Annotated in this window: 16 protein-coding genes; 9 read left to right on the forward strand and 7 right to left on the reverse strand. The window is 45.9% G+C overall.

The genetic code is table 11. The features are described from left to right. Window positions 1–547: 547 nt before the first annotated feature. From F3I09_RS25295 to F3I09_RS25305, 3 genes are read left to right on the forward strand one after another with little or no spacing between them, the layout of a single operon-like run. Window positions 548–2,221: a DNA polymerase/3'-5' exonuclease PolX gene (locus tag F3I09_RS25295; RefSeq protein WP_149697848.1), complete on the forward strand. Its 1,674-nt coding sequence runs from the start codon at window positions 548–550 to the stop codon at window positions 2,219–2,221. Window positions 2,222–2,253: 32 nt separating this feature from the next. Continuing rightward, the gene (locus tag F3I09_RS25300) at window positions 2,254–2,880 is read left to right on the forward strand and encodes a DsbA family protein (RefSeq protein WP_149697849.1); all 627 of its coding nucleotides are present in this window, start codon (window positions 2,254–2,256) and stop codon (window positions 2,878–2,880) included. A gap of 22 nt (window positions 2,881–2,902) precedes the next feature. Continuing rightward, a complete protein-coding gene (locus tag F3I09_RS25305) occupies window positions 2,903–3,397 on the forward strand; it encodes a GNAT family N-acetyltransferase (protein ID WP_149697850.1) in 495 nt (164 codons plus the stop codon). A 301-nt stretch (window positions 3,398–3,698) separates the two neighbouring features. On the opposite strand, the gene F3I09_RS25310 is transcribed toward F3I09_RS25305, so the two are convergent. Both F3I09_RS25310 and F3I09_RS25315 read right to left on the reverse strand, forming a co-directional pair. Then, window positions 3,699–4,610 (reverse strand): type IX secretion system membrane protein PorP/SprF, encoded by a 912-nt coding sequence (locus F3I09_RS25310; RefSeq protein WP_149697851.1) that lies wholly within the window; start codon window positions 4,608–4,610, stop codon window positions 3,699–3,701. A 2-nt stretch (window positions 4,611–4,612) separates the two neighbouring features. Next, window positions 4,613–10,678: a gliding motility-associated C-terminal domain-containing protein gene (locus tag F3I09_RS25315; protein ID WP_188133958.1), complete on the reverse strand. Its 6,066-nt coding sequence runs from the start codon at window positions 10,676–10,678 to the stop codon at window positions 4,613–4,615. A 495-nt stretch (window positions 10,679–11,173) separates the two neighbouring features. On the opposite strand from F3I09_RS25315, the gene ahcY reads away from it, so the two are divergent. Further along, entirely contained in the window at window positions 11,174–12,502 is a 1,329-nt protein-coding gene (ahcY, locus tag F3I09_RS25320; protein WP_149697853.1) for an adenosylhomocysteinase, read from the forward strand. A 124-nt stretch (window positions 12,503–12,626) separates the two neighbouring features. Continuing rightward, window positions 12,627–13,358, forward strand: a complete 732-nt coding sequence (locus F3I09_RS25325) for a pyridoxine 5'-phosphate synthase (RefSeq protein WP_106603216.1) — start codon at window positions 12,627–12,629, stop codon at window positions 13,356–13,358. Between the two features lie 61 nt (window positions 13,359–13,419). Here F3I09_RS25325 and porQ read toward each other — a convergent pair whose 3' ends face one another. The 5 genes from porQ to F3I09_RS25350 all read right to left on the reverse strand — a co-directional run bounded on the left by porQ (window position 13,420) and on the right by F3I09_RS25350 (window position 20,359). Further along, on the reverse strand, window positions 13,420–14,472 hold the full coding sequence (porQ, locus tag F3I09_RS25330; RefSeq protein ID WP_149697854.1) for a type IX secretion system protein PorQ: 1,053 nt from the start codon (window positions 14,470–14,472) through the stop codon (window positions 13,420–13,422). A gap of 185 nt (window positions 14,473–14,657) precedes the next feature. After that, a complete protein-coding gene (lon, locus tag F3I09_RS25335) occupies window positions 14,658–17,060 on the reverse strand; it encodes an endopeptidase La (RefSeq protein ID WP_149697855.1) in 2,403 nt (800 codons plus the stop codon). 171 nt (window positions 17,061–17,231) lie between these two features. After that, window positions 17,232–17,849, reverse strand: coding sequence for a porin family protein (locus tag F3I09_RS25340; RefSeq protein WP_149697856.1), 618 nt, complete (start codon window positions 17,847–17,849; stop codon window positions 17,232–17,234). A 198-nt stretch (window positions 17,850–18,047) separates the two neighbouring features. Then, the gene (locus tag F3I09_RS25345) at window positions 18,048–18,941 is read right to left on the reverse strand and encodes a hypothetical protein (RefSeq protein ID WP_149697857.1); all 894 of its coding nucleotides are present in this window, start codon (window positions 18,939–18,941) and stop codon (window positions 18,048–18,050) included. Between the two features lie 158 nt (window positions 18,942–19,099). Then, window positions 19,100–20,359 carry a metallophosphoesterase gene (locus F3I09_RS25350; protein ID WP_149697858.1) on the reverse strand — a complete coding sequence of 420 codons (1,260 nt, stop codon included), beginning with the start codon at window positions 20,357–20,359 and terminating at the stop codon, window positions 19,100–19,102. 295 nt (window positions 20,360–20,654) lie between these two features. Between F3I09_RS25350 and F3I09_RS25355 the strand changes: the two genes are divergently transcribed. From F3I09_RS25355 to F3I09_RS25370, 4 genes are all read left to right on the forward strand, one after another. Beyond that, window positions 20,655–21,335, forward strand: coding sequence for a metal-dependent hydrolase (locus tag F3I09_RS25355; RefSeq protein WP_149697859.1), 681 nt, complete (start codon window positions 20,655–20,657; stop codon window positions 21,333–21,335). A 99-nt stretch (window positions 21,336–21,434) separates the two neighbouring features. After that, entirely contained in the window at window positions 21,435–22,256 is an 822-nt protein-coding gene (locus tag F3I09_RS25360) for a ParA family protein (protein WP_106603209.1), read from the forward strand. Beyond that, on the forward strand, window positions 22,240–23,172 hold the full coding sequence (locus F3I09_RS25365; protein WP_149697860.1) for a ParB/RepB/Spo0J family partition protein: 933 nt from the start codon (window positions 22,240–22,242) through the stop codon (window positions 23,170–23,172). Before F3I09_RS25360 ends, F3I09_RS25365 begins: the two co-directional genes overlap by 17 nt. Next, window positions 23,165–23,857: a DUF5683 domain-containing protein gene (locus tag F3I09_RS25370; RefSeq protein WP_149697861.1), complete on the forward strand. Its 693-nt coding sequence runs from the start codon at window positions 23,165–23,167 to the stop codon at window positions 23,855–23,857. The genes F3I09_RS25365 and F3I09_RS25370 overlap by 8 nt, the downstream gene beginning before the upstream one ends. The last annotated feature ends 2 nt before the right edge of the window (window positions 23,858–23,859 follow it).

Genomic DNA, 23,859 nt, shown 5'->3' on the forward strand with positions numbered 1-23,859 from the left:
GCTGCTAAGAAAGCTGCTCCTAAAAAGAAAGCTGCTGCTAAGAGAAAAACCTCTAAACCAGCAACTCCTCCAGCTCCGGCAGCTCCAATCGCTCCAGAGTTGTAAGATCGACTTTACAAACTGTGAAAATAAAAGGTCCTGGTCACCACCAGGATCTTTTTTTATTTATACCCCAGCCTCATTAAATTTCCCGATAACCATGTCCATGTCCCCGGGGTTGAAACCCCGGGCTACAAACACACGGCACCTACGGAGCCGATTGCAGCGAATGATCCCGTTATGTGTCCCCGGGGTGGCACCCCGCGCTACAAGCACGGCACCTACGGAGCCGATTGCAGCGAATGATCCCGTTATGTGTCCACGGGGTGGCACCCCGCGCTACAAACACGGCACCTACGGAGCCGATTGCGGCGAATGATCCCGTTATGTGTCCACAGAGTGGCATCCCGGGCTACAAACATCCAGCCCGCCTGTGGCAGGCAGAAATGCAGCAACCTTTCCCCCGGTTTTCAACTTGATCCATTAAATTCGCATTTCAATCCAATTTATGCTCGATAACTACGCCATCGCCGATAACTTCTCCCTGATATCCAAACTCATGGACATCCAGGGAGATAATAGCTTCAAAGCAAAGTCCTTTTCCAGCGCTGCCTTTACTGTTGAAAAACTACCTATGCAACTACAGGTTACACCGCCGGAAGAGATCTCTAAAATAAAAGGTATCGGCGACTCTATCGGCAAAGCTATCCAGGAAATGCTGAGTACCGGAAAATTTGGAGCCCTCGAAACATACCTGCAAAAAACACCTCCAGGCATACTTGAAATGCTGAAAATAAAAGGTCTCGGCCCTAAAAAGATCGCGACTATCTGGAAAGAACTGGAAGCTGAAACCCTGGGAGAATTACTGTACGCCTGTAATGAAAACCGCCTGACCCTCCTAAAAGGATTCGGCGCGAAAACACAGGATGCCGTAAAACAAAGCATCGAATTTTACTTCAGCAACCAGGGCCGCTACCTCTATGCACAGGCTGAAGCACTCGCGCTGTCCCTGGAAAAAGAACTGCAGCAATTACTGGCACCTGCCACTGTGTCCCTGACAGGCCAGTTCCGCCGTAATGATAACATCATCGACGAAATAGAGCTGGTTGCCGCCCTCCCCACTCCTGCCCTGCTGGAAAAACTGGGACAGGTGCCTGTATTGAGTCAGCTGACTGCTTTAGAAGATTCCCTGTTAGGGCAGCATGAACAACATATCAAGATCCGGATCTATCCCGCGACAGCGGAAAACTTCGGCAAAACATTATTCAACACTACGGCCTCCCCTTCGTTCCTGGAACGTTTCAATGCCATATACGATGTGAATAATGCTCCGGCTAACACCGCAGAAACTGAGATCTTCAGCCTGGCCGGCATGGATTATATTGAGCCATGCCTGCGCAGCAACGGCGCAGCTATCGACCTTGCCATTAAAAAGCAATTACCTGCACTGATCACACATAAGGATATTAAAGGCATCATCCACAGTCACAGCACCTGGAGCGATGGTGAACATACCCTGCAGCAAATGGCCCTGAAAGCAAAAGAACAGGGCTTTGAATACCTCGTTATCAGCGATCACTCCCGCTCTGCATTTTATGCCAATGGTCTCAGTATAGAAAGGATACAGGCACAACACGCAGAGATAGATGAACTGAATAAACAACTGGCGCCCTTCCGTATCTTCAAGAGTATTGAAGCAGATATTCTGAATGATGGCAGCCTGGATTACCCCGATGAGATACTGGCGACATTCGACCTGGTTATTGCATCCGTTCACTCCAATCTGAAGATGAGCGAAGAAAAAGCCATGGCGCGCTTACTGAAAGCAATCGAAAATCCATATACCACTATCCTCGGACATATGACCGGACGACTGCTGCTGAGCCGTAACGGTTACCCGGTAAATCATCAACAGATCATTGATGCATGCGCTGCCAACAATGTAGTGATTGAGATCAATGCACATCCACGCAGGCTGGACATCGACTGGGAATGGATACCTTATGCCCTGGAGAAAAATGTATTGCTGTCCATTGATCCGGATGCGCACAGTACAGACGGATTCCATGATATTTATTACGGCACGCTGGCCGCACGTAAAGGCGGATTAACCGCAGCTCATAACCTGAGCAGCTTCAGTGCCGCAGAACTGGAAGCCTTCATCAGCCGGAAGAAAAAATAACGATATCGAGAGTTGCCAACTAAACAACGTGCATGAAACTGATCTATATATATGACGCCCTCTGTGGGTGGTGTTATGGCTTTACACCTGTTATAGAGAATTTACTACAGCAATTCGGGAACGAAATGGAAGTTGAGGTCCTTTCCGGAGGCATGTTCCTCAGCGCCAATCGCAGGCCGGCATCAGCTATGTACAGCTACATCAGCCAGGCCCATAAACAGGTAGAGGCAGTCACTGGTGTTAAATTCGGACCGGCATTCCTGGAAGAATATCTGCATACGGATGATATCATGGATTCAGAGAAACCCAGCATTGCGCTCACCGTCTTCAAACAATACCAGCCCGCTAAAGCGCTATCCTTCGCACATGATATGCAACTGGCTTTAAACTACGAGGGCAAGAGCCTGAATGAGGATGATACCTATCGCCAGCTATTATCAAAATATCAGCTCCCCGTAGAAGAATTCCTGGATAAAATGAAAGAAGATGCCAACAGGTATGATACTGTCCAGGAGTTTAAACAGGTAGAGCAATGGGGTATCACAGGTTTCCCGGCAGCTATCCTGGATAATGGAAATGAGTACTTCCTGATCGCCAAAGGATATACACCTATAGAGCGCTTGCTGGAGGTAATAGAAAAAATTAACGGAAAGGCATAAACAATTATACGCTAAATTAATTATGTACCAGATAAGAACAGCTACGATAAACGATATTCCACTCATACAGCAACTGACAGACGAGATCTGGAGGCCTACCTATAAAGACCTCATGACACCGGAACAGCTGGAATATATGATAGGAATGATGTACAGCACGGCTTCACTGAGCAGCCAGATAACAGAAAAACAACATGAGTTCCTGCTGTTGTATGATGACCAGCGAGCTATTGGTTTTGCATCCTACAGCACTACTGAAGAACCGGGCATATATAAACTGCAGAAGATATACGTGCATGGCGATTACCAGGGGAAAGGTGTAGGCAGGTTCCTGCTTGAAAGTGTAATTGAACGGGTAAAAGCTGCAAATGCCACCGCCCTGGAACTGGATGTGAAAAGAGATAATAAGGCAAGATTCTTTTACGAAAAACAGGGTTTTACCATCCTGAAAGAGAAAGATACCAATATTGGTAACGATTACTGGATGAAAGACTACGTAATGAGGAAACCGCTATAAAAAAATCCAGCCTGGTAAAAATACCAGGCTGTTTCCCAAGTTAACCATTAAAAGACACAACTTTTCTAATTAAAATTCTTCAGGTGTATCCGGAAAATATTATTATCCCTCTTCACCTATCTATACATACATACGATAAATGTTTAAACATGGTTTTTAGCCCCAGCCTTTTTCCAAAAAAGAAGAAAACCTTCACTATTCGTTCATTATCAATAAAGTATGAGGGCAAAAAAAATTCCCGCATTTGTAATGCGGGAAAATGATAAATCAGTATGTGTTTTCGGTAATATAAGCTCATGAATTAGAAGACACGCGGCAGAATTTCATGATCGCTACTCCATCCGAAACGCAGATTCAGCATGAGTTCATGTGATACTGTCTGTGCTCCTTTCAGGTTTGACGACATCGGCGTATCATAAGAGTAACCAAACTGGAAATAGGGTCCTACTCTCACCTGTACCAAACCTGTCACAGTTTTCTCCGAACGCCAGGAAGCGCCCAGCCAAACTATTTCCTTCAGCAATACACTTGTGTTGATATCATACTGCAAGCCAGTCCCTTTCGCCTGTCTCAACAATATGGATGGTTTTACCAGCACATCGTCATTTACTCTTGCTGCATATGCTGCCTGCATATAATAGTGTGAAATTGTCTTCACTTTATTTACACTGTTGCCCATATCAAAACTTTTAAAGTTGGGCGCAGATAAACCGAGGTAAAAATTCTCGGAAAAAAGAGCGAAGCCAAATCCTACCTGCGTCTTCCAATAGCTCAGATTAGAAGCGAATGTCGGGTCTGTAGTGGTCAGTTCACTATTCTTTTCATTATACTGTGACATACCGGCCTGTAACCCCAGGGCCAGCTGCAAAGTTTCGTTCAGCGATACCTTCTGCGCAGCCAGCATGTTATAGTCGGTACGTGTCTGTACAGTGATCGATTCCCTCATAGCCGAGAAACCAATACTGGTTCCTTTTTGATTCAACGGCGTATAAAACGACATTGTGGCTGTTTTAGGCGCTCCATCCACTCCTACCCACTGATTACGTCCTACTACTGTTAAACTGGCTGATTCATCCGTACTGGCATAAGCAGGATTGATCACAATCCCGTTCAGCATATACTGGGAATAGATAGGACTCTGCTGAGCCTTCGCCGGTACATAACATGCAGCAGCTATGAGTAGATTTAAAAGGATTTTCTTCTTGGCAGTCATCGCTATCTTTTTATTACAATGAATCCAGTGTAACGTTGCTTATTACCATTTGCATCCGTAGTATGGATGATGAAGAAGTAAGAACCATCCGGAACATCCTGGCCTTTAGCCCCACCTGCATTTCCCTTACCATTAAAGTTGTTCGTCTGGTTGTTATAGTTCTTCGTGGTGAATACAGTACCACCCCAACGGTTAAATACGGTTACTTCGTTACCCGGATATTTTTCAATGTTCTCAATCTGCATCACATCATTACCCAATCCATCATTGTTCGGAGACATTGCAGGATGTACACGCAGGTTGCCTTTATTATCATCCTTCCATCTGCCGTCAGTGATAAAGCGCTCTACATAATCCGGTACTCCATCACCATCCACATCACACTCCATACATATCTGGATCAGACCAGTTGCGGTAACGATAGAATCCAGGGTTGGCGGATGCTGGTTGGACGATACGGTCGCTCTCAGCAGACGCATACCGAAGATCTTATCCTTCTCCACACTGTTTACCAATACCGGTATATCAATATCAGTTACACCTGGTAATATCAGTACCGGCGATACTGTATTATCGTAGTCTTTCACCGGAGTCGCTGCCAGTGTATTAGCAGGGATCTCAGTTGCCGCCGGTGTATAGAACTCGTAGTATACAGTGATGATACGTGAGCTGGCGCGGTTCAAATGAAGCTTGAACGGCAATGGCTGACCAATGGTATCGAACGCCACTTTCACAGCATAACGGCTGTCTGTAAAGGTCAGTTTCAATGAATCATCGTCTCCCACTGAGTTGGTCACTTCACTTGCCAGACCGGTGTAGTAAGGAGGTTTAGCGCTGAGCGGATCATAATCCCTTACTGCGGCCTTGATCCATCCATCATCATCACTCAGTTCATTGTTGTCTACTTTCACTTTAAAGCGTGTCTCCTGCATACCTTTCGGTACCGTTACCTCAATGCTCTTACCATTTACGGTGCCACCTGAAAGTGTAAGTGTTCTGTAAATGTCATTGGTAATATCGAGGGTTACAGGCAGATCTACTGTAATAGACCTGCTCAACCTTACCACAAACTCAACTTCCTGTCCTTCTGTGATCTGGCTGGTAGCAGCAAACAGGTTTACAGTAGGTGTATCGATATTATGGTTATAGATGATCAGTGTTGCTACCGGATTGCTGACAAATGTCCAGGTTACATTAGGCAGTGAAGAAGTAGCGTCTGTTAATGTAGATTGTACTGTTACATCTGGTCCTGCATAATGGATACCGGCAGGTGATACATCCACATAAACCATGCTCTGTCCTTTCGGAATGATCGCATATCCAGGTAATATATTATAGTCAGTTCCCTGCGAAGCTGTACCTCCAAGGTTATAGATCACCTTTACGTTGTCTGATGCTACCAGTGTTGAGTCATTAAAGCGGATCCTGAATGAACCTGCAGTAGATGGCTGGGTCGCATCGCTCATCCTTTCTATTAATATCTGACGGGCTGTTGCTTTCGGACCGGTAGTAGCATTTTCATCATCTCCTACCGCTATTAACACAGGCGTAATATCCACTGTCATGTTGATAGGGTTACCTCCATTATCCGCAACAGCGTTTGTCAGTGTTATCCTTAATGTCTGATCGCCCTGCAGGATCAGGTCATCTTTGATACGAACAGGTACCGTCAGTTCCTGAGAACCGGCCGGAATAACTACCGATGTAGGAAGCGGATCGATATTCGTGCTGCCATATATTGCTCTATAACTTACAGTAACATCTGAAGTGGAAACAACGGGCATTTTGATAATAAATGCGCCATCTGTTGATGGTTCTGCTGCGTCACTTACTTTCTCTATTGTCAGCGCCGCTCCTGCTATTTCCAGGATGTTCAGCGGCGGTACCTGTAGAAAGCTGAAGCCTGTAGCACTGGCGGCAAACTGTAGTATTGTCGTTCCTTCCAGTTTGTAGTTGTTTGGTACACTCAGGAAGAAGGTAACCTTGCTGCTGTCTTTTGCGATAGTCACTGTTGTTGGCAAACCCACATAGTTAGTGATATCGGCAGTAGAAGAAGGATCTGGTGTAACGCTGATCGTGATAGGAAGCGTTGTTATCACTGCAGGATCAGCAAAACCGATCGTTACTTTTGTTGCGCCACCGCCCTTGGTGATGGCGGTAGAATCGAATGATATTTGAAGTGCCGCTTTAGTCGGGTCACTGATGGTAGCATCATCTATATAAAGGTCCAGCGTGTCGATCACTAAACTCGGCATCAGGGTCGCACTACCGGTGAACTGCAGCAGTTCCGGACTCTCAATAATCTTGTCTGCCGTTGGTGTAATCGTGAAGTCTGCATACCCTACTGCCGGATTCAGCGTGAAGCTGGTAGGCAATCCGGTGTAATCTGCAGGCACGGTTTCCGAAGCTGATGTTGCATATACCGACAACAATACCGGTTTATATGGCGTCACTCCCGGAGGCAGGCTGGCACGCACCGTATACGGAACACCTTCTTTTACACGGTTGCCCTGGCTGGCTGGTTGCGGTGTGAGGGTGATCTTCAGGTTTGCCGGATCATTTGCAGTAACATCAATCATGTTGAGTGTTATTGAATCTTTCGGATAACCTTCTGTTTCTACTATCACTACCAGTTTCTCATTATCATTCAGTATGTTATCCATGCTGGCAGCTACAGGCACCGGAATAGTAACAGAGTTACCACTCAGTGTAACTGTTTGCGGCAGACCGGTAAAGCCGGCAACAGCCTCAGAACTGAGTCCTCTTGTCAGGTTAACAGTCAATGGTGTGGAAGGCACTGTACCTGATGGTAAGGTAATGGTGATAAACGCGCCTGCCCCACCTTCAACGATATCTGTTATGTCTGTAGTAACTTTCGGTCCGGAGATCTTTGTTTTATCCTTGATGATCACGGTGGCTGGTACTACTGTCAAACCGGTAATGGCCGGAGAAGTAGCTGTACCACCGAGTACCATATTTTCATCTCCTTCTACCACAACATCTGCTGCAATTGTTACTCCTGTCGTTACGCTATTACCGCTGGTCAGTGTAAGTGGAGTGGTAGCTAAGGTATAATCATCCGTAGCAGCAGTAGATGGCGGTACAAGCGCCGGTGTGATATCGATAGGCACTTCTGTTGTGAAACCTGCAGGCAGGCTGAAAGTAAAGCTATAACCAGTGCCGCCTTCATCCATTTCCGGATGACTGGACGTAACGGTGATCTGTTTATTTGCAGGATCATCTCCGGTAGCATCCTGGATCAATCCGCTGAAACCGCTTACTGTCAGACCAGGAAGAGTAGTAGCTACCCCTGTGAGGGTTACCGCTTCATCTGCTTCAAAGATCTTATCGCTGACAGCAGTGAAGCCGCCGGTGATAGTATATGTATTCAGACCGGCTGGCAGCGTAATGGTAGCAGGTACGTTATAATCAGTAGCTGCTGCTGCAGAAGAAGCATCGTGTGATAAAGTAATAGAGATCGGATCCTGTGCAGTAACTGTTGTATTTACAAAACTAATCCTGATACCACTGTTGCTACCTTCTTTTAAAGTAGGCGTCACCAGTTCGATCTTCATATCCTTGTTACCTGCAACGTCTCCTGTAGCATCCTGGATGGTGATCAGGGAAGAGTCTATGGTGAATCCGTTAGGTTTGGTTACGATCCACAGGCTTTCGTCATTCTCCAGTACATTGTCGCTTTGCGCAATTACTTTAGCCGGGAAGGATACGGAGTTCTGTCCTTTTTTGATCACTACACTGGTTGGTAATGCGCTTACCAGATCAGCGTCTGTTGCTATTGAGCTTGGACCTTTTGCAATAACTACTGGAATATCATACAAAGAAGTAACACCCGGTGGCAATGATACTGTTACAGTAGCACCGGCATCTCCTTCTTTAATAGTTGTTGGCGTAGCTGTCAGGATCACTTTATTGGAACTGTCGGCATCTACGTCTCTGATAGTTATCTGCGGACCGGTATAGTTATATACACGACCAGCGCCTACGTCATCCATTGCTACTATATCCAGGTCAAAATATTCAGGTGTAGGACCTTCTATCAGTTTATCTGCAAAAACGGTGAAAGGCACTTTGGTAACTGTAGTACCCGGTGTTATCTTGAATTCCAGACCGGAATAATAGTTCAGGTCAAAGTCTACCTGATCTTCCGCAGTAGCATTGTCCCAATCCACGTAGATCTCCTGCATGGTAATGGTAACTTCTGTAGTTACTCCCGGAGGAAGGTGCAGACCAAGATAACCGCTATAGCCTTCAGGCACAGGTCGTACGGTATCGGGAGAGATACAGTCAGCCTGGATCTGTGAGTAAGCAGGGTTCAGGAAGGTACTGTCTTTTATCTGCAGATCTTTCTGGCTGGCAACACCGATACCTAAGATGGTACCCTGGAATTTCAGGGACAGGTTTTCTGTGTTTTCCAGCACTCTATCTGCTTTCGCAGCGAAAGTGAATATTGGTGTTCCTGTCTGGTTAGCAGGTATTACAACATTAGCAGGTACAACGTAGTCTGTATCTCCTGCTGTTGATGTTCCAACGCGGGAGAAAGTGATCACGATATCTTCCGGACAAGTAATACCGATTGGCATAGTGATCCTTGCCTTTGAAGAATTCCCTTCGTACAGGGAGGTGCTGTCAATATTCATTGTCAGCGTTCTCGGCTCATCATCCACAATGGTATAATCCACTTCGGAAGTTCCGGAGATGCTTAACAGGGAAGTACAGGTACTTACCAGTTTGAGACGAAGGGTACGGCTGTATTGTAACTGGTCATTTCCGATCACATGCAGGTTAGGAATAGTCACGTTCTTAGGCGTGGTATAGTCGCCCGCAGGTACGAGGAAAGCTTCCTGAGTCAGGGTAAAGTCTGTTCCAGGTACAGCCGGATGTGAATAGTTGGAAGCATACGCGGGGTCATACTTTACCAATACGTAGGCAGGTGCATTCAGTTTACCTCCGGATACTGTCAGGGTAAGGCCTTGTGCCGGCGTTTCTCCGTCAGCAGTATTTCCTTCGTTGCCGGATAAGGTACCGTTGGAGAATTTGATATTCACTGCCGCAAATCCCGGAACAGGGATGGTATCTTTCATCGCCGCAACGGTATCGAACTCTGTCATACTCGTTCCATATCCGGAAAGAAGGCGATATGTTTTAAAGTTCATCGGGTCGGGATCCAGGCTTCCATCACGGAACACAGCGCCTAACTGTTTCATGATGCCCATAGAACGGGCGTTTCCGTCAATACCGCCGGCAACAGTATTATAAGGGAAGTAACCTGCATCATTTATATAGAAACGATGGCCGGGAAGAGAAACCTCCCAGGAATCGAACTTCCTCAGTGAGCGATATACATGGCTTCTGGGCGCTTCCGGCGTCAGGGCGCAGCTGGCATCACGGTATACACCAACGGTAGTACCATCAGCACTCATGAAACCATAGGCACAGGTACTGGCAGCATCAGGATCATCGCCGGCGGCGGCGCCCATTACAACCTGCTCTGACTGATACAGCAATGCCTTCGTGAAGCCGCTGGTCTGCGGCAGGTGCAATACGTAGTCCATGAAGAAATAATTGGTATTCTTCACATAAGACACGATAATGGTTACCGTACCGGTTTGTCCGGTGGGATAGTTTTTATATTTATCGAGGATAGTACCTACGATATGTACCTTGTAAGGATCCCAGTATTCACCGGTACCTGATACAGGTGAAATGTAACAGATAGCAGGACTTTTCAGGTTTGGCGGAACCAGATAAGAGCTATTCTTAAAATCTAAAAAAGCTCTCATACCCTGAGAGCTATCTGTCCTGATATAACTTTCTAATAATCCTTTCCGCGTGACCTTAATTCCACCGTCACTAAGTACCTCAATCTTCAGGTCATTGGCTGAAGGAGTACCACCGGTAGGATTGATCACAGCTTTAACAGTCTGCGCATTTATCTCACTGCAGATCAGCAGTAATAGTAATGGCAGTACGATTTTGCAGAGGGCATTCGGCAATTTACGTAACGCTGCAATGGAACTGCGTTTCATAGGATTGGGAAGCTTAGACATAGTAATCTGTGTAAAGTTGTAATGATCCATCAAATACTTTAAAAAAAGTCACTGCTCAATAAAGATGGTTGGCCTGCGCATAGTGATGTGCAGCATTTTTTGGTAGTTCGCATCAAACAATTCACACCATCCCATTTCTGGGAACCACCTACAGTATTATCTGATAAAATAAAAGACAATACATATATATAAGATACAAACATATTTATATTTTCATACTTATACAAACAAATTTATATATTCTGTGAATATGTTGTATCATCAAATGTGGATAACTATCGTGAAGTACTAGTGCTCAATAAATTATAAATCCACATTTATAGTGGAAAATTTTATTATGCTTATGCTAAAACGGTGTCATAACATATTTTTAGCAACCCTGTGAGGTTAACTGCCTTATAAAAGCACTGTTGTTCTGTTTGGCTAGGCAAAAAAAGAACAAATGCATAGTTTAAACCCATAAAATAACGGTAGATTTGCACAAAACAAGTAATAATGTCTACAATAGCTAATTCTAACATTGACTTTACCCTTGCTTACAAGGTAAAAGATATGTCTCTGGCCGAGTGGGGACGTAAAGAAATTGAACTTGCGGAAGCCGAAATGCCGGGTTTGATGTCTCTGAGGGAAGAATACGGCAATTCCAAGCCTTTACAGGGCGCCCGTATTGCCGGATGTCTGCACATGACCATCCAGACCGCCGTACTGATAGAAACCCTGGTTCACCTGGGTGCTGAGGTTCGCTGGAGCTCCTGCAATATCTTCTCTACCCAGGATCACGCTGCTGCTGCCATCGCTGCTGCAGGAGTGCCTGTGTTTGCCTGGAAAGGTCTGAATGAAAAGGAATTTGACTGGTGTATTGAACAAACCCTGTTCTTCGGTAGCCAGGACCGTCCATTGAACATGATCCTGGACGATGGTGGCGATCTGACCAACATGGTATTTGATAAATATCCTGAGTTGATCCAGCACGTGAAAGGTCTGAGTGAAGAAACCACTACCGGTGTTCACCGTCTGTATGAGCGTATGCAGCATGGTACTCTGCCTATTCCTGCTATCAATATCAATGACTCTGTTACCAAATCCAAATTTGATAACAAATATGGTTGCCGTGAATCCTGTGTAGACGCTATCCGTCGTGCTACAGACGTAATGATCGCTGGTAAAGTTGCAGTTGTTGCCGGTTTCGGTGATGTAGGTAAAGGTTCTGCTGAATCCCTGAGAGGTGCAGGCGCCCGCGTAATCGTTACTGAGATCGATCCTATCTGCGCCCTGCAGGCTGCTATGGAAGGTTATGAAGTGAAGAAAATGAATGATGCAGTGAAAGAGGCTGATATCATCGTAACCACCACCGGTTGCCGCGATATCATCACTGGCGAACACTTCAAACTGATGAAAGACAAGTGTATCGTTTCCAACATCGGTCACTTCGATATCGAAATTGATGTTGCCTGGCTGAACAAGAACTATGGTAACACCAAAGTTGAGATCAAACCTCAGGTAGATAAATATACCATCGACGGTAAAGACATCATCCTGCTGGCTGAAGGCCGCCTGGTAAACCTGGGTTGCGCTACCGGTCACCCATCATTCGTGATGAGTAACTCCTTCACCAACCAGGTACTGGCTCAGCTGGAACTGTGGCAGCATACAGACAAATACGAAAACAAAGTTTACGTACTGCCTAAACACCTGGATGAGAAAGTTGCCCGTCTGCACCTGAAGAAGATCGGTGTTGAACTGGATGTTCTGACTCCTACACAGTCATCCTACCTGAACATTCCTGCTGAAGGCCCATACAAACCAGATTACTACAGATACTAATCTGATTAATCACTATATTAGTAATAGCCCATAACTGTGATAGTTATGGGCTATTTGCTTTTTAGTTACTTTCCCCTTCATCTATCACGATGTACTATCCACGTAATTCCACTAATTTTGCATTATGACCAAGCTAAGCGTAAACATCAACAAATTTGCCACTCTCCGCAATGCGCGTGGTGGTAATATGCCGGATATATTAAAAGTAGCGCAGGACTGTGAGCGCTTCGGCGCAGATGGTATCACCGTACATCCGAGACCGGATGAACGGCATATCCGCTACCAGGACGTAAGAGACCTAAAGCCGCTGGTAAAAACGGAATTCAACATTGAAGGATATCCTTCGAAAGACTTTATGGACCTTGTGCTTTCTGTAAAGCCTCATCAGGCTACGCTGGTACCAGATCCACCTGATGCCATTACTTCCAATACCGGCTGGGATACTATTAAAAACCAGTCTTTCCTCCGTGAGGTGATCGGTACTTTAAAGGCTGCAGGTATCCGTGTGTCTATATTCCTGAATGCTGAAGTAGATAAAGTGGAAGCGGCAAAGACGGCTGGTGCGGACCGTATTGAACTTTATACCGGTCCTTATGCAGAAGAATATGAGCGTGCACGTACACAGCCACAGAATCTTCAGCTGTTCAATGATTATAAGAATACTGCCCGCGCAGCTACGGCGATTGGATTGGATCTTAACGCAGGGCATGATCTTAATCTTGATAACTTAAGGTTCTTTAAGCTGCATATTCCTCAGCTGAAAGAAGTGTCTATCGGGCATGCGCTGGTGTGTGATGCGCTTTATTTCGGATTGGAGAATACGATACAGTTGTATAAGAGACAGTTGGAAGAATAGTAGTTGTTGTTATATTTTTTTCGGGATTACAGATGCGTCTGTAGTCCCGTTTTTTTTGCCCTTAATATCTCCATTCCATCAATGGCACATTAATACCCAGCTGATTCAAGGCTTCGCTGCGTTGATACCAGGAGCGTGTATATCTTAATTGCAGCTTGCGGGTGATAATACCAATCCCTCCTGCAAAACCACTCATCCCCTTCTGTTGTGGTAACCCCAATTCTTGTCTGCGGAGATGGTTGTAAGATGCTGTCAGTTCTATATAACGGCCTATCTCCCATTGTGCAGCGAGTATGAAGTGCCGGAAGATCTTGTCGGCGGTATTGCCATTGGTGGTGGTGTCTCCATCATAGGTGATGGTACCTTCCTGAAAATTCGGATCAGCATAACGGACGTCAAACTGATGTACATGGTGTATAGTAGCGGAGAATTGCAGGGGAAGGTTGTCCAGTTTTTTTGAGACTCCGATCTGCAGATCAAATGGTAGAGGTTCCTGGTTGTCTTTTGTATAGGCTTTTAGTTGTGCGCCCATATTACGTATTACAAGGCCGGCCTGCCAGTGGTGAGCTGTATCCTGGTAGTTCAGTCCTACATGGAATGCCAAGCCGGAGGCGCCGTATTGCTGATAGGAAGATTGAACATACTGGATGCTGATGCCATAGTACCATCGCTCCAGGTATCTGCGGGAGGCCGTCAGTTGGAAAGCCATGTCTCTGGGCTTGAAATTCCCAAGAATGTTGCCTGCTGCATCTGTCTGTGTGACGCTGCCGTAGTCAATGTATTGCACGCTGCCGGCAAGCGTGGTTCCATACTTCTCCAGGTGGTAGCCAAACAACGCATGGGCATATTGTACATCTGCGAAGTAATTGGTGTAATTCAACTGCAAATGCTGGTGCATGCTTTCCCTTAATAATGCAGGGTTGAGCGCAGACAGGGCAATATCATTATTCTGTAAGCTAGTGTTGGAGCCACCCAGGGCAGCTATTTGAGGGGAAACGGGTAGATCAAGAAAGGAAAATACGCTCTTTCCTCCCAGTACCTGGGCACTGGCGGTTGACATAGAAAGGCAGAGGTACGGGAGCGCAATCAGCAGCGCAATGATGTTTTTCCTCATAAAGAGGCATAAAACTAAATAATAATAGGTTATAAAACACCAAAGCCAATCTGTTATCGGCAGATTGGCTGATGCTTATAAACAGGAATGCCATATGCTACACATATGGCATTCCCAAACCCTTAAAACAATCAACATTAGTATCCATTGCCAGCCACAACTGTTAAAAGGCTGGCAGGGAAATGTTACTTCTTTAATAACGCTATATCGATCACTTGGTTCATTTCTTTTACAAAATGGAACTTTAATCCTTTGATATAGTCAGGATTTATTTCTTTGATATCCTTTTCATTCTGCCAGCAGAGGATAATTTCCTTAATACCTGCTCTTTTGGCAGCCAGTATTTTTTCCTTGATACCTCCTACCGGCAATACCTGTCCGCGGAGGGTGATCTCACCTGTCATAGCCAGGTAGGATTTAACCTTTCTGCCTGTAAATGCAGACGTTAGGGCCGTTAGCATAGTGATACCGGCACTTGGGCCATCCTTGGGCACTGCTCCTTCCGGAACGTGTACATGGACATTGCGCTGGTTGAACAGCTTAGGATCGATCTTGAATTCCTTGGCATGTGCATGCAGGTAGCTAAGGGCTGTACTCACGGATTCCTTCATCACGTTACCCAGGTTACCGGTCAGCCTCAGCTCACCTTTACCTTCACTTAGGCTGGTCTCGATGAAGAGGATGTCCCCTCCTACATAGGTCCAGGCCAGTCCTACAGCCACACCTGCCGGGTTGCCCACTTTGTAGATCTCATTGGAGTACCGGGACTTACCCAGTATTTCCTCTATATGCTCTTCTGTCAGGCTTTCAGGGATCTCCTCTTCCAGCGCCACATCTTTGGCAATGGAACGCATGATAGAGGCGAATTGCCTGTCCAGTTCACGAACACCGCTTTCACGGGTATAATCCTGGATCACTCTTTCGACGATGTTGTTGCTGATACGCATTTTCAGCGTTTTCAGACCATGTGCATCCTTCTGTTTTGGTATCAGGTGGCGCTTAGCGATCTCCACTTTTTCTTCTATGGAATAACCACTTAAATCTATGATCTCCAGCCTGTCGCGAAGAGCAGGGTTAATAGCGTTAATATTATTCGCGGTAGCGATAAACAGTACCTTGCTCAGGTCGTATTCCAGCTCGAGGTAGTTGTCGTAGAAAGTACCGTTCTGTTCAGGGTCCAATACTTCCAGCATAGCGGAACTTGGGTCTCCGCGGTGATCATTACCGATCTTGTCGATCTCATCGAGGATCATGACAGGGTTGGAAGTTTTCACTTTGCGGATGGACTGTAATACACGACCGGGCATAGCACCGATATATGTTTTACGGTGGCCCCTGATCTCACTTTCGTCATGCAGACCACCAAGGCTCAGTCGTACGTATTTACGACCAATGGCGCTGGCAATGGAACGACCCAGGGACGTTTTACCAATACCCGGAGGACCAACAAAACAGAGGATCGGAGACTTCATATCTCCTTTCAGTTTGAGGACGGCAAGGTATTCGAGAATGCGTTCCTTGATCTTGTCCATACCATAATGGTCATTGTCCAGGATCTTTTTCGCCTTTTTCAGGTCATAGCTGTCTTCAGTATATTCTTTCCAGGGCAGGTCCAGCATCAGGTCCAGGTGATTGTACACCACGGAATAATCTGGCGTGCTGGGATGCATACGCTCCAGCTTTTCAATGCCTTTGCGGAATAAGTCAGCGGCAGCTTCTGTCCATTGCTTCTTTTCCGCCTTGCGCTGCAATTCCTTGACTTCACGGTCATTGGCATCTCCTCCCAGCTCTTCCTTAATGGATTTGAGCTGTTGCTGAAGGAAGTATTCCCGCTGTTGCTTGTCAAGATCTGCTTTGGTTTTATTGGTGATCTTATTTTTCAGCTCTGCCAGCTGCAGTTCCACCTGCAATAATTTCAGAAGCAATTCCGCGCGGGTGCGCAGGTTATTGATCTCGAGCAGTTGCTGTTTGTCTTTCAGGTCACAGTTCAGATTGGAGGATACGAAGTGTACCAGGAAGGATTCATTTTCAATGTTCTTCAGGATGATACTGGCTTCGGAGGGCAGGTTCGGTGATAACTGGATGATCTGACCTGCCAGGTCTTTAATGGAAGAAATGTAGGCGTCAAATTCCGGATCATCTGTCACTATTTCATCCTGCAGCAATTCTATGCGGGCCTTGAAATAAGGATCTTCCGTCACTATTTCACTGATCTTAAAACGTTTGCGTCCCTGTATAATGATTGTGGTGCCACCATCCGGCATTTTAATGAGCTTAACGATACGGGCAACAGTACCTACGTCGGTAAGATCGACCAGGTTGGGATCTTCTATGGTACTATCTTTTTGCGCTACAACCCCTATCAGTTTGTCTGCCTTATAGGCATCGTTCACTGCCTTTATGGATTTATCCCTGCCAACTGTAATTGGCAATACCACTCCAGGGAAAAGTACAGTATTTCTTAGTGGCAGTAATGCCAGTTCATCAGGTATTTTCTCGTCTTCCAGGCCATCATTCTCTTCATTCAAAGGGATAATCGGCATGAACTCCATTTCTTCTTCCGAGTTTGCAAAATAGAATCTATTCATCTGCGTAGTTTAATCGGGAAAGTGGCCAATTTGTCAGCCTGCGGCCTGCTTTCCATTCATTTTTATAAGCATAGGTATATTGTCAAGTATAATGCCACGAAAAGATAAATGATATTAAAAAAGTCGCTCCGTTTTATGACGAAGCGACTTTCAATATCATTTAAGCTGTTTTTATAAAGTCACACCTACACCCAGCTGGATACTCTGGTTTTTCCAGTTGCCTCTGTCAGTAACAGTGTTTACACCTTTCACGTCAGTGAAGCCAATGATGTAACGCGCACTGATGTTGATGATTGGCAGCTGTAACCATAAACCGGCCACACCAGATACATCACCACCTTTAAAGGCATCGTCAGCACCTTTGAATACGTTCTTGTCGCTCACCAGGGCGCTGAACTGAGGACCAACCTGCAGTTTAACCCGTGGGCTACCCAAAGAGATATTCGCTAACAGCGGAATGCTCAGGTAGTTCAGCTTTATCTTTTTGTTGTTGTTAGAAGGATCGTTCAGATTTTCAGGATCAACGACCTCACCAAAATTACTTGTAGTTTTTACTGTGCTGGAAGAAAAGATCAATTCACCCTGTACACCAAAGCCTTTTGTCAGGTTTACCTGTGCGAAACCACCCAGGTGATACCCGAGATTGAAGCCATCTTTGTAACCCTGACCGTCCAGTTTACCCAGATTCGCACCTCCTTTAAGACCGAATCTTAAGAACTTGGTCTGGGCATTTGCGGTAGAAACGGCAGTCACACTGAGTACAGCGATCGCGAGAAACAGTTTTTTCATAATAGTTGTTTTTAAACAGAAGAGGATGATTTTATCGATTGATTAAAAGGTTTTTCAGGTCTGATTAATATAACGTTCCTCACAAAGCATACCCCTATCTGACAGATAGCAAAATGTGTGCTACAATTATTAACAACTAGCAATGTGTGGATAACAAAATAGAAAAAACAGTAACGTGAGTAAAAATGCAGTAGAGGATCATTTAAAAGTATACCCTAACCTGGCGGTAAAATAGCCGGTGAGTTGTTTTTCTTCTCCCTGGAATGGTTTGAAAATGGTATAGGATGGTGAGATCGTAAAGTTCCCGAGCATATAAGATGCATTGACGGTAAGGTCAATCGCCCGCATTTCAAAGCCGGTGGCAGTCTTGCTATTCAGGAATGATCGCTGGACATCTTCCGGTGGCGGAGGGGCATCGTTCCATTCCCAGTGTAATTTCGGGGAGCGGGAGATATACTGGAATGATTTAAGATTGCTGTAGTAATTGGCAGTTCCCATTGTAAGCCCGACAGACGGGGTCAGTAAAATAGCGTCATCATTCTTTAGTACATCGACAAAGATAAAAGGGTGACGTACTGCTGTAACGATATTGAAATCCTTTCCGGAGATGTTGCGGCTCAATCTGCCTCCTGCAAGCTTCTCTTGTGTGTTGCCCCATCCCAGGTCGAGGCTGATGCCGGGCTGCACCCACCAGTCCCTGTAATAGAAGTAAGCAAATAATTCATTGTTGATAGGTGTAATGGGGATATCAACAGAATCGGTGAAGATATATTTGGTATAGGAAATGCCTGTCAGGAACTTCCGGTTCTTTGAATAGTCATACCCCACGGAAAGGTCCCATTCAAACCAGGGTTTACCGATGGACTGAAACAGGTAATAGCTGCTTACGTTGGCGTACAATCCCGTTTTATGAAAGTAGGAAACCGATGGGGAGAGGAACGGTTTCATGACTACCGGCGTCTCATATGTCTGTGTTTTTTTGCCATAAGCAGGGCTATTGCCATATCCGACGCCCAGGATCAACTCACTTTTCTCCCTCTTTTTCAGCAGGGAATCCAGTTGTTTTTCCAAGTCGGCAAGGGACTGGCTCATGACAGCCTTACTACATAACAGAAATAAGAATAGAAAGCAGCAGCGCATGCACGGAGCATTTTACAGCTGCAAGATAGAATAAATAGTCGATAGACCATAGCCGTTTGTCGGTGGATGAGGACGGAAAGTCGTCGACTGCGAAACCAGAGCCGACAAGACTATGTCAGCTCTATCACAGTGATTTCCGGCAGAATGCCCACGCGGCCGGGATACCCCAGGAAACCGAATCCTCTGTTCACATACAGGCGCTGATCTCCTTCTTTATAAAGACCCGCCCATTCCTTATAGATAAACCGGGCGGGGCTCCATTTGAAGCCAGGGATTTCCACACCGAACTGCATACCGTGGGTATGGCCTGCCAGCATAAGGTCAATATCTGGATATTCTGTCCTTACCTGGGCATCCCAATGGGTAGGGTCATGAGACATCAGGATCTTAAATGGCAGGTGTGCAGCGCCGGCGTACGCCTTTTTCATATCGCCGTATTTGGGGAAGCGGCTCATGGAGCTCCAGTTCTCAATTCCCAGTAAACCAATCTGTTGTCCGCCCCGCTCCAGGGTAACATGTTCATTCATCAGCAATTTCCAGCCCAACTCACCATGTACCGCTTTCAGTCTTTCCAGGTTCTCATTCCGTTGTGCGCTGAAACCATTGGCATCCCTGTCGGGCCAGGCGTAATAATCGCCATAGTCGTGGTTGCCCAGGGTCGAATAGACCCCCATAGGAGCTTTAACCTGGCTGAAGACCTCCATCAGGTTGTCCATTTCTGTGGCGCGGTCATTCACCAGGTCGCCGGTAAAGAGTATAATGTCAGCCTTTTGTGCGTTGATGAGTTCCACTCCTTTTACTACAGCCTCTTTATTGGTCAGGCTACCGGAATGAATATCAGATATTTGTACAATACGGAGTCCTTTAAAAGCCGGTGGCAGGTTTTTGAAAGCGAGTTTCATTTTATGAACCCGGTAATTATATTTATTCGAGAGGCCGTATACGAGGGTGGCAAACATACCACCTCCCAGTACTAAGGCCATCTGGGAGAGGAATTTTGAACGGGAGATGGCATTGGTAGCTACGGCATCTCCTCCACCGGCAGAAAACCGGCTGATGATCCACTGAATACCACGGCGGGCATCGTCGAGCAGCAGGAATACAGCCGCCAGCATCTTGGCAAAGACCAGTCCGAATATGATAGTAAGTACATAGGAGCGGGCATTGGCAGGCCATTCCTGCCAGTTCAGGTATGGTAAGAGGGCGATAGTCAATATTACCAGGGCTGATATTCCCCAGTAGCCACCGAATACGAAGCCACGCACTCTTGCTGATGAACCATTAAAAATGGCCCTAATGGCCATAAAAACATAAAGATCGAGTAATAATAGTATGACTAACAGTACTATCGTGTTGAATCCTGAACGCATGTAGAATATTTGTCCTTACAAAAATAACCCCTTCGGCAGACCTATCCTTTTTTTTGGTACCAGCGGGCGGTATAATGGGTATGACGAACTACACATCCACATATTGTACCGGAAGGCAGATTTTGCATTTACTTTAACAAATAATATTAAACATCTCATTTTGAGTTAATTAACAATTGAAATGTGTACCAGCTGTGAATAAATAAATAGCGGGGTAGACCTTATTATTCTCTAATCGTTGTACTTTTGTACACTTTGGATAGGTATATACTTTGTTTACATAGACACCTGCAGGATGAATTTCACCTATTACGGACATTCCAGTTTTGCGGTCGAAATTAAGGGGAAGAAGATTGTTTTTGACCCTTTCATTACACACAACGAACTGGCTAAGGAAATAGATATCAACAAGATAGAAGCTGACTATATATTCTGTTCACACGGTCATGCTGACCATGTGGCCGACCTGGTGGGACTGGCAAAACGTACAAATGCGACTGTTGTAGGTGCTTTTGAACTAACCGAATGGGCTGGCAGACAGGGCATTGAGAAAGTACACCCGTTGAATACAGGAGGTAAATGGCACTTCGACTTTGGCACAGTGAAATGTGTGGTGGCCCACCATTCCAGTGGTCTGCCAGACGGCTCTTACGGGGGCAATCCGATGGGCTTCGTATTCACAACGGAAGAGGGGAATTTCTATTTTGCGGGGGATACAGCGCTGACTCTGGACATGCAGCTGATACCCAGGTATGCTAAACTGGATTTTGCAATTTTACCAATAGGAGATAATTTCACCATGGGAGCTGACGATGCGATTGTAGCGGCAGGATTCGTTGATTGTAAGCGCATTATTGGCGTACACTACGACACCTTTGGGTATATCAAGATAGATAAGGAGAAAACGCAGCAACAGTTTTCAGCCGCAGGGCTGGAATTATTGCTGCCGGCAATAGGAACCAGTATCGATCTATAGTAAAACGCATATTCCGTTACATGGTGAAGAGACGGAAGTCTTCCTAATCATGCCCTATTTATTATCCTATAGTAAAACCTAAGAAATACCTAATCAACAATGGCAAGAGTAATTGCAATCGCTAATCAGAAAGGTGGGGTAGGAAAAACTACCAGTGCTATTAACCTGGCAAGCAGCCTGGCTGTACTGGAATATAAAACATTGCTGGTAGATGCGGATCCGCAGGCTAACAGTACCACCGGTTTAGGTTTTGACCTGCGTAATATACAGCAGAGCTTATATGACTGTATGGTTAATGACGGGCAGGCCAAAGATGTGATCCTGGAATCAGATACACCCAATCTGAAAGTGCTGCCATCCCATATTGATCTGGTAGGTGCAGAGCTGGAGCTTATCAACCATCCCAACAGGGAGCAGGTGATGAAGCAGGTGATAGATGCCGTAAAGGATGATTATGATTTTGTTATAGTTGACTGCTCCCCTTCCCTGGGCCTGATCACGGTAAACGCCCTGGTGGCGTCCGACTCAGTGATCATTCCGGTACAGTGCGAGTTTTTTGCACTGGAAGGTCTGGGTAAGTTGTTAAATACAATTAAGATCGTTCAGAGCCGTTTAAATACCAACCTGGCCATAGAGGGTATCCTGATGACCATGTACGACGGCCGTCTGCGCCTGAGCAACCAGGTAGTGGATGAAGTGAAACAACACTTCGAGGAAAGCGTATTCAACACGATCATCCACCGTAATACCAAACTGGGTGAAGCGCCCAGCTTCGGTAAATCCGTGATCATGTACGATGCCGCCAGTACCGGTGCGATCAACTATCTCAACCTGGCCAAAGAAATTCTGCAAAAGAATAACTTTACACGTATTAACCTGGAAGATAAAATATTAGCAATTAACAATGAGCAATCAGAGTAAGGGGAATCCTAATAAGAAAGAGGCGCTGGGTAAAGGTATCCGCTCGCTGCTGCAAAATATTGATACCGACCTGAAACAGACTACCAGCGTTCTGGGAGAACAAGTCGTGGCAAGAGCTACCGGTATTGAGCGTATCCCGCTCGATCAGGTGGATGTGAATCCTAAGCAGCCACGCCGGGACTTTGACGAGAAAGCTTTACAGGAATTAAGTATGTCCATCTCACTGCACGATGTAATACAACCTATTACCGTGTCCAGGGTGGGCCCTAACAAATACCAGCTGATAGCAGGTGAAAGGCGTTTACGCGCCAGCCGGATGGCAGGTCTGAAAGATATTCCGGCCTATATCCGCCAGGCGAACGACCAGGAACTGCTGGAACTGGCCCTGCTGGAAAACTTACAGCGGGAAAATCTGAACGCCATAGAAATCGGCCTGAGCTACAAACGCCTGATGGAAGAGTGTGTACTCACCCAGGAGCAGGTGGCTGACCGCATGGGTAAAGAAAGAAGTACCGTTACCAACTATATACGCCTGCTTAAACTGCCGCCTGATATCCAGGTAGCTGTCCGCAATGGACAAATAAGCATGGGACATGCCAGAGCATTGATCGCCGTGGAAAATATAGAGAAACAGCTCTTCGTTTTCAATGAGATCATGCAGAACGGGCTCTCCGTACGTCAAACAGAAGACCTGGTGCGTAAAACCTCCCACATTGACAAGGGCAATGTGAAAAAGGCTGGAAAAATCTCACTACCACCGGCCTATCAGAAGATAGAAGATAACCTGGCAAGTCATTTTGCCACAAAAGTGAAACTGGACAGAAGCAAGAATGGCAAAGGTAGCGTTACCATCGAGTTTTACTCTGACGAGGAGCTCGATAGCATATTAGAAAAAATAGACTTATACGGTGGCTAAACAGTCCGGGAATACATTTTCTTATTTACTACGTCTTTGTTTACTGGTACTACCGGTATTTGTTTGTCTGCCCGCTACCCTGCTGGCCCAGGACAGCACCAAGGCTGCTTACCTGCGCACACAGCAGCCAGACAACCGGAAAGACAGTACTGAACTTTTTATCAAAAGAGATTCTGTAAAACCTGCCCCTCCCACTCCTCATAGTCCGCGGAAGGCAGCTTTTTACTCCGCCGTACTGCCGGGCCTCGGACAGGCCTACAACAGGCAGTACTGGAAGATCCCCCTGGTTTATGCCGCCCTCGGCATCACTACCGGTACTTTTATTATCAACATGGACAACTACCGTACCTTCCGGAACGCCTATCGTATCCGTATGGACGGTAATGCTGATACTGTGGATGACTATGTTGGGTTGTACAGTGACAATGGCCTGAAATACCTACGGGACGCTTACCGGGAATATGTGGACTACTCCGTGCTCGTATTTGTGCTTGCCTATGGACTGAATATTGTGGATGCTACTGTGTTTGCCCATTTGAAGGACTTCAACATGTCGGATGACCTGAGTATGAAGATCGTACCAACTGTTATTAATAATCAGGCACTTGGGCTCAGTCTGCGTTTCTCCATAGGTGGCGGTAAAAAGAAATACAGCAATTCGATCGCCCTTGGCAACAAGTGGTAACT

The organism is Chitinophaga sp. CF418, from assembly GCF_900142925.1.
Taxonomy (GTDB): Bacteria; Bacteroidota; Bacteroidia; order Chitinophagales; family Chitinophagaceae; genus Chitinophaga.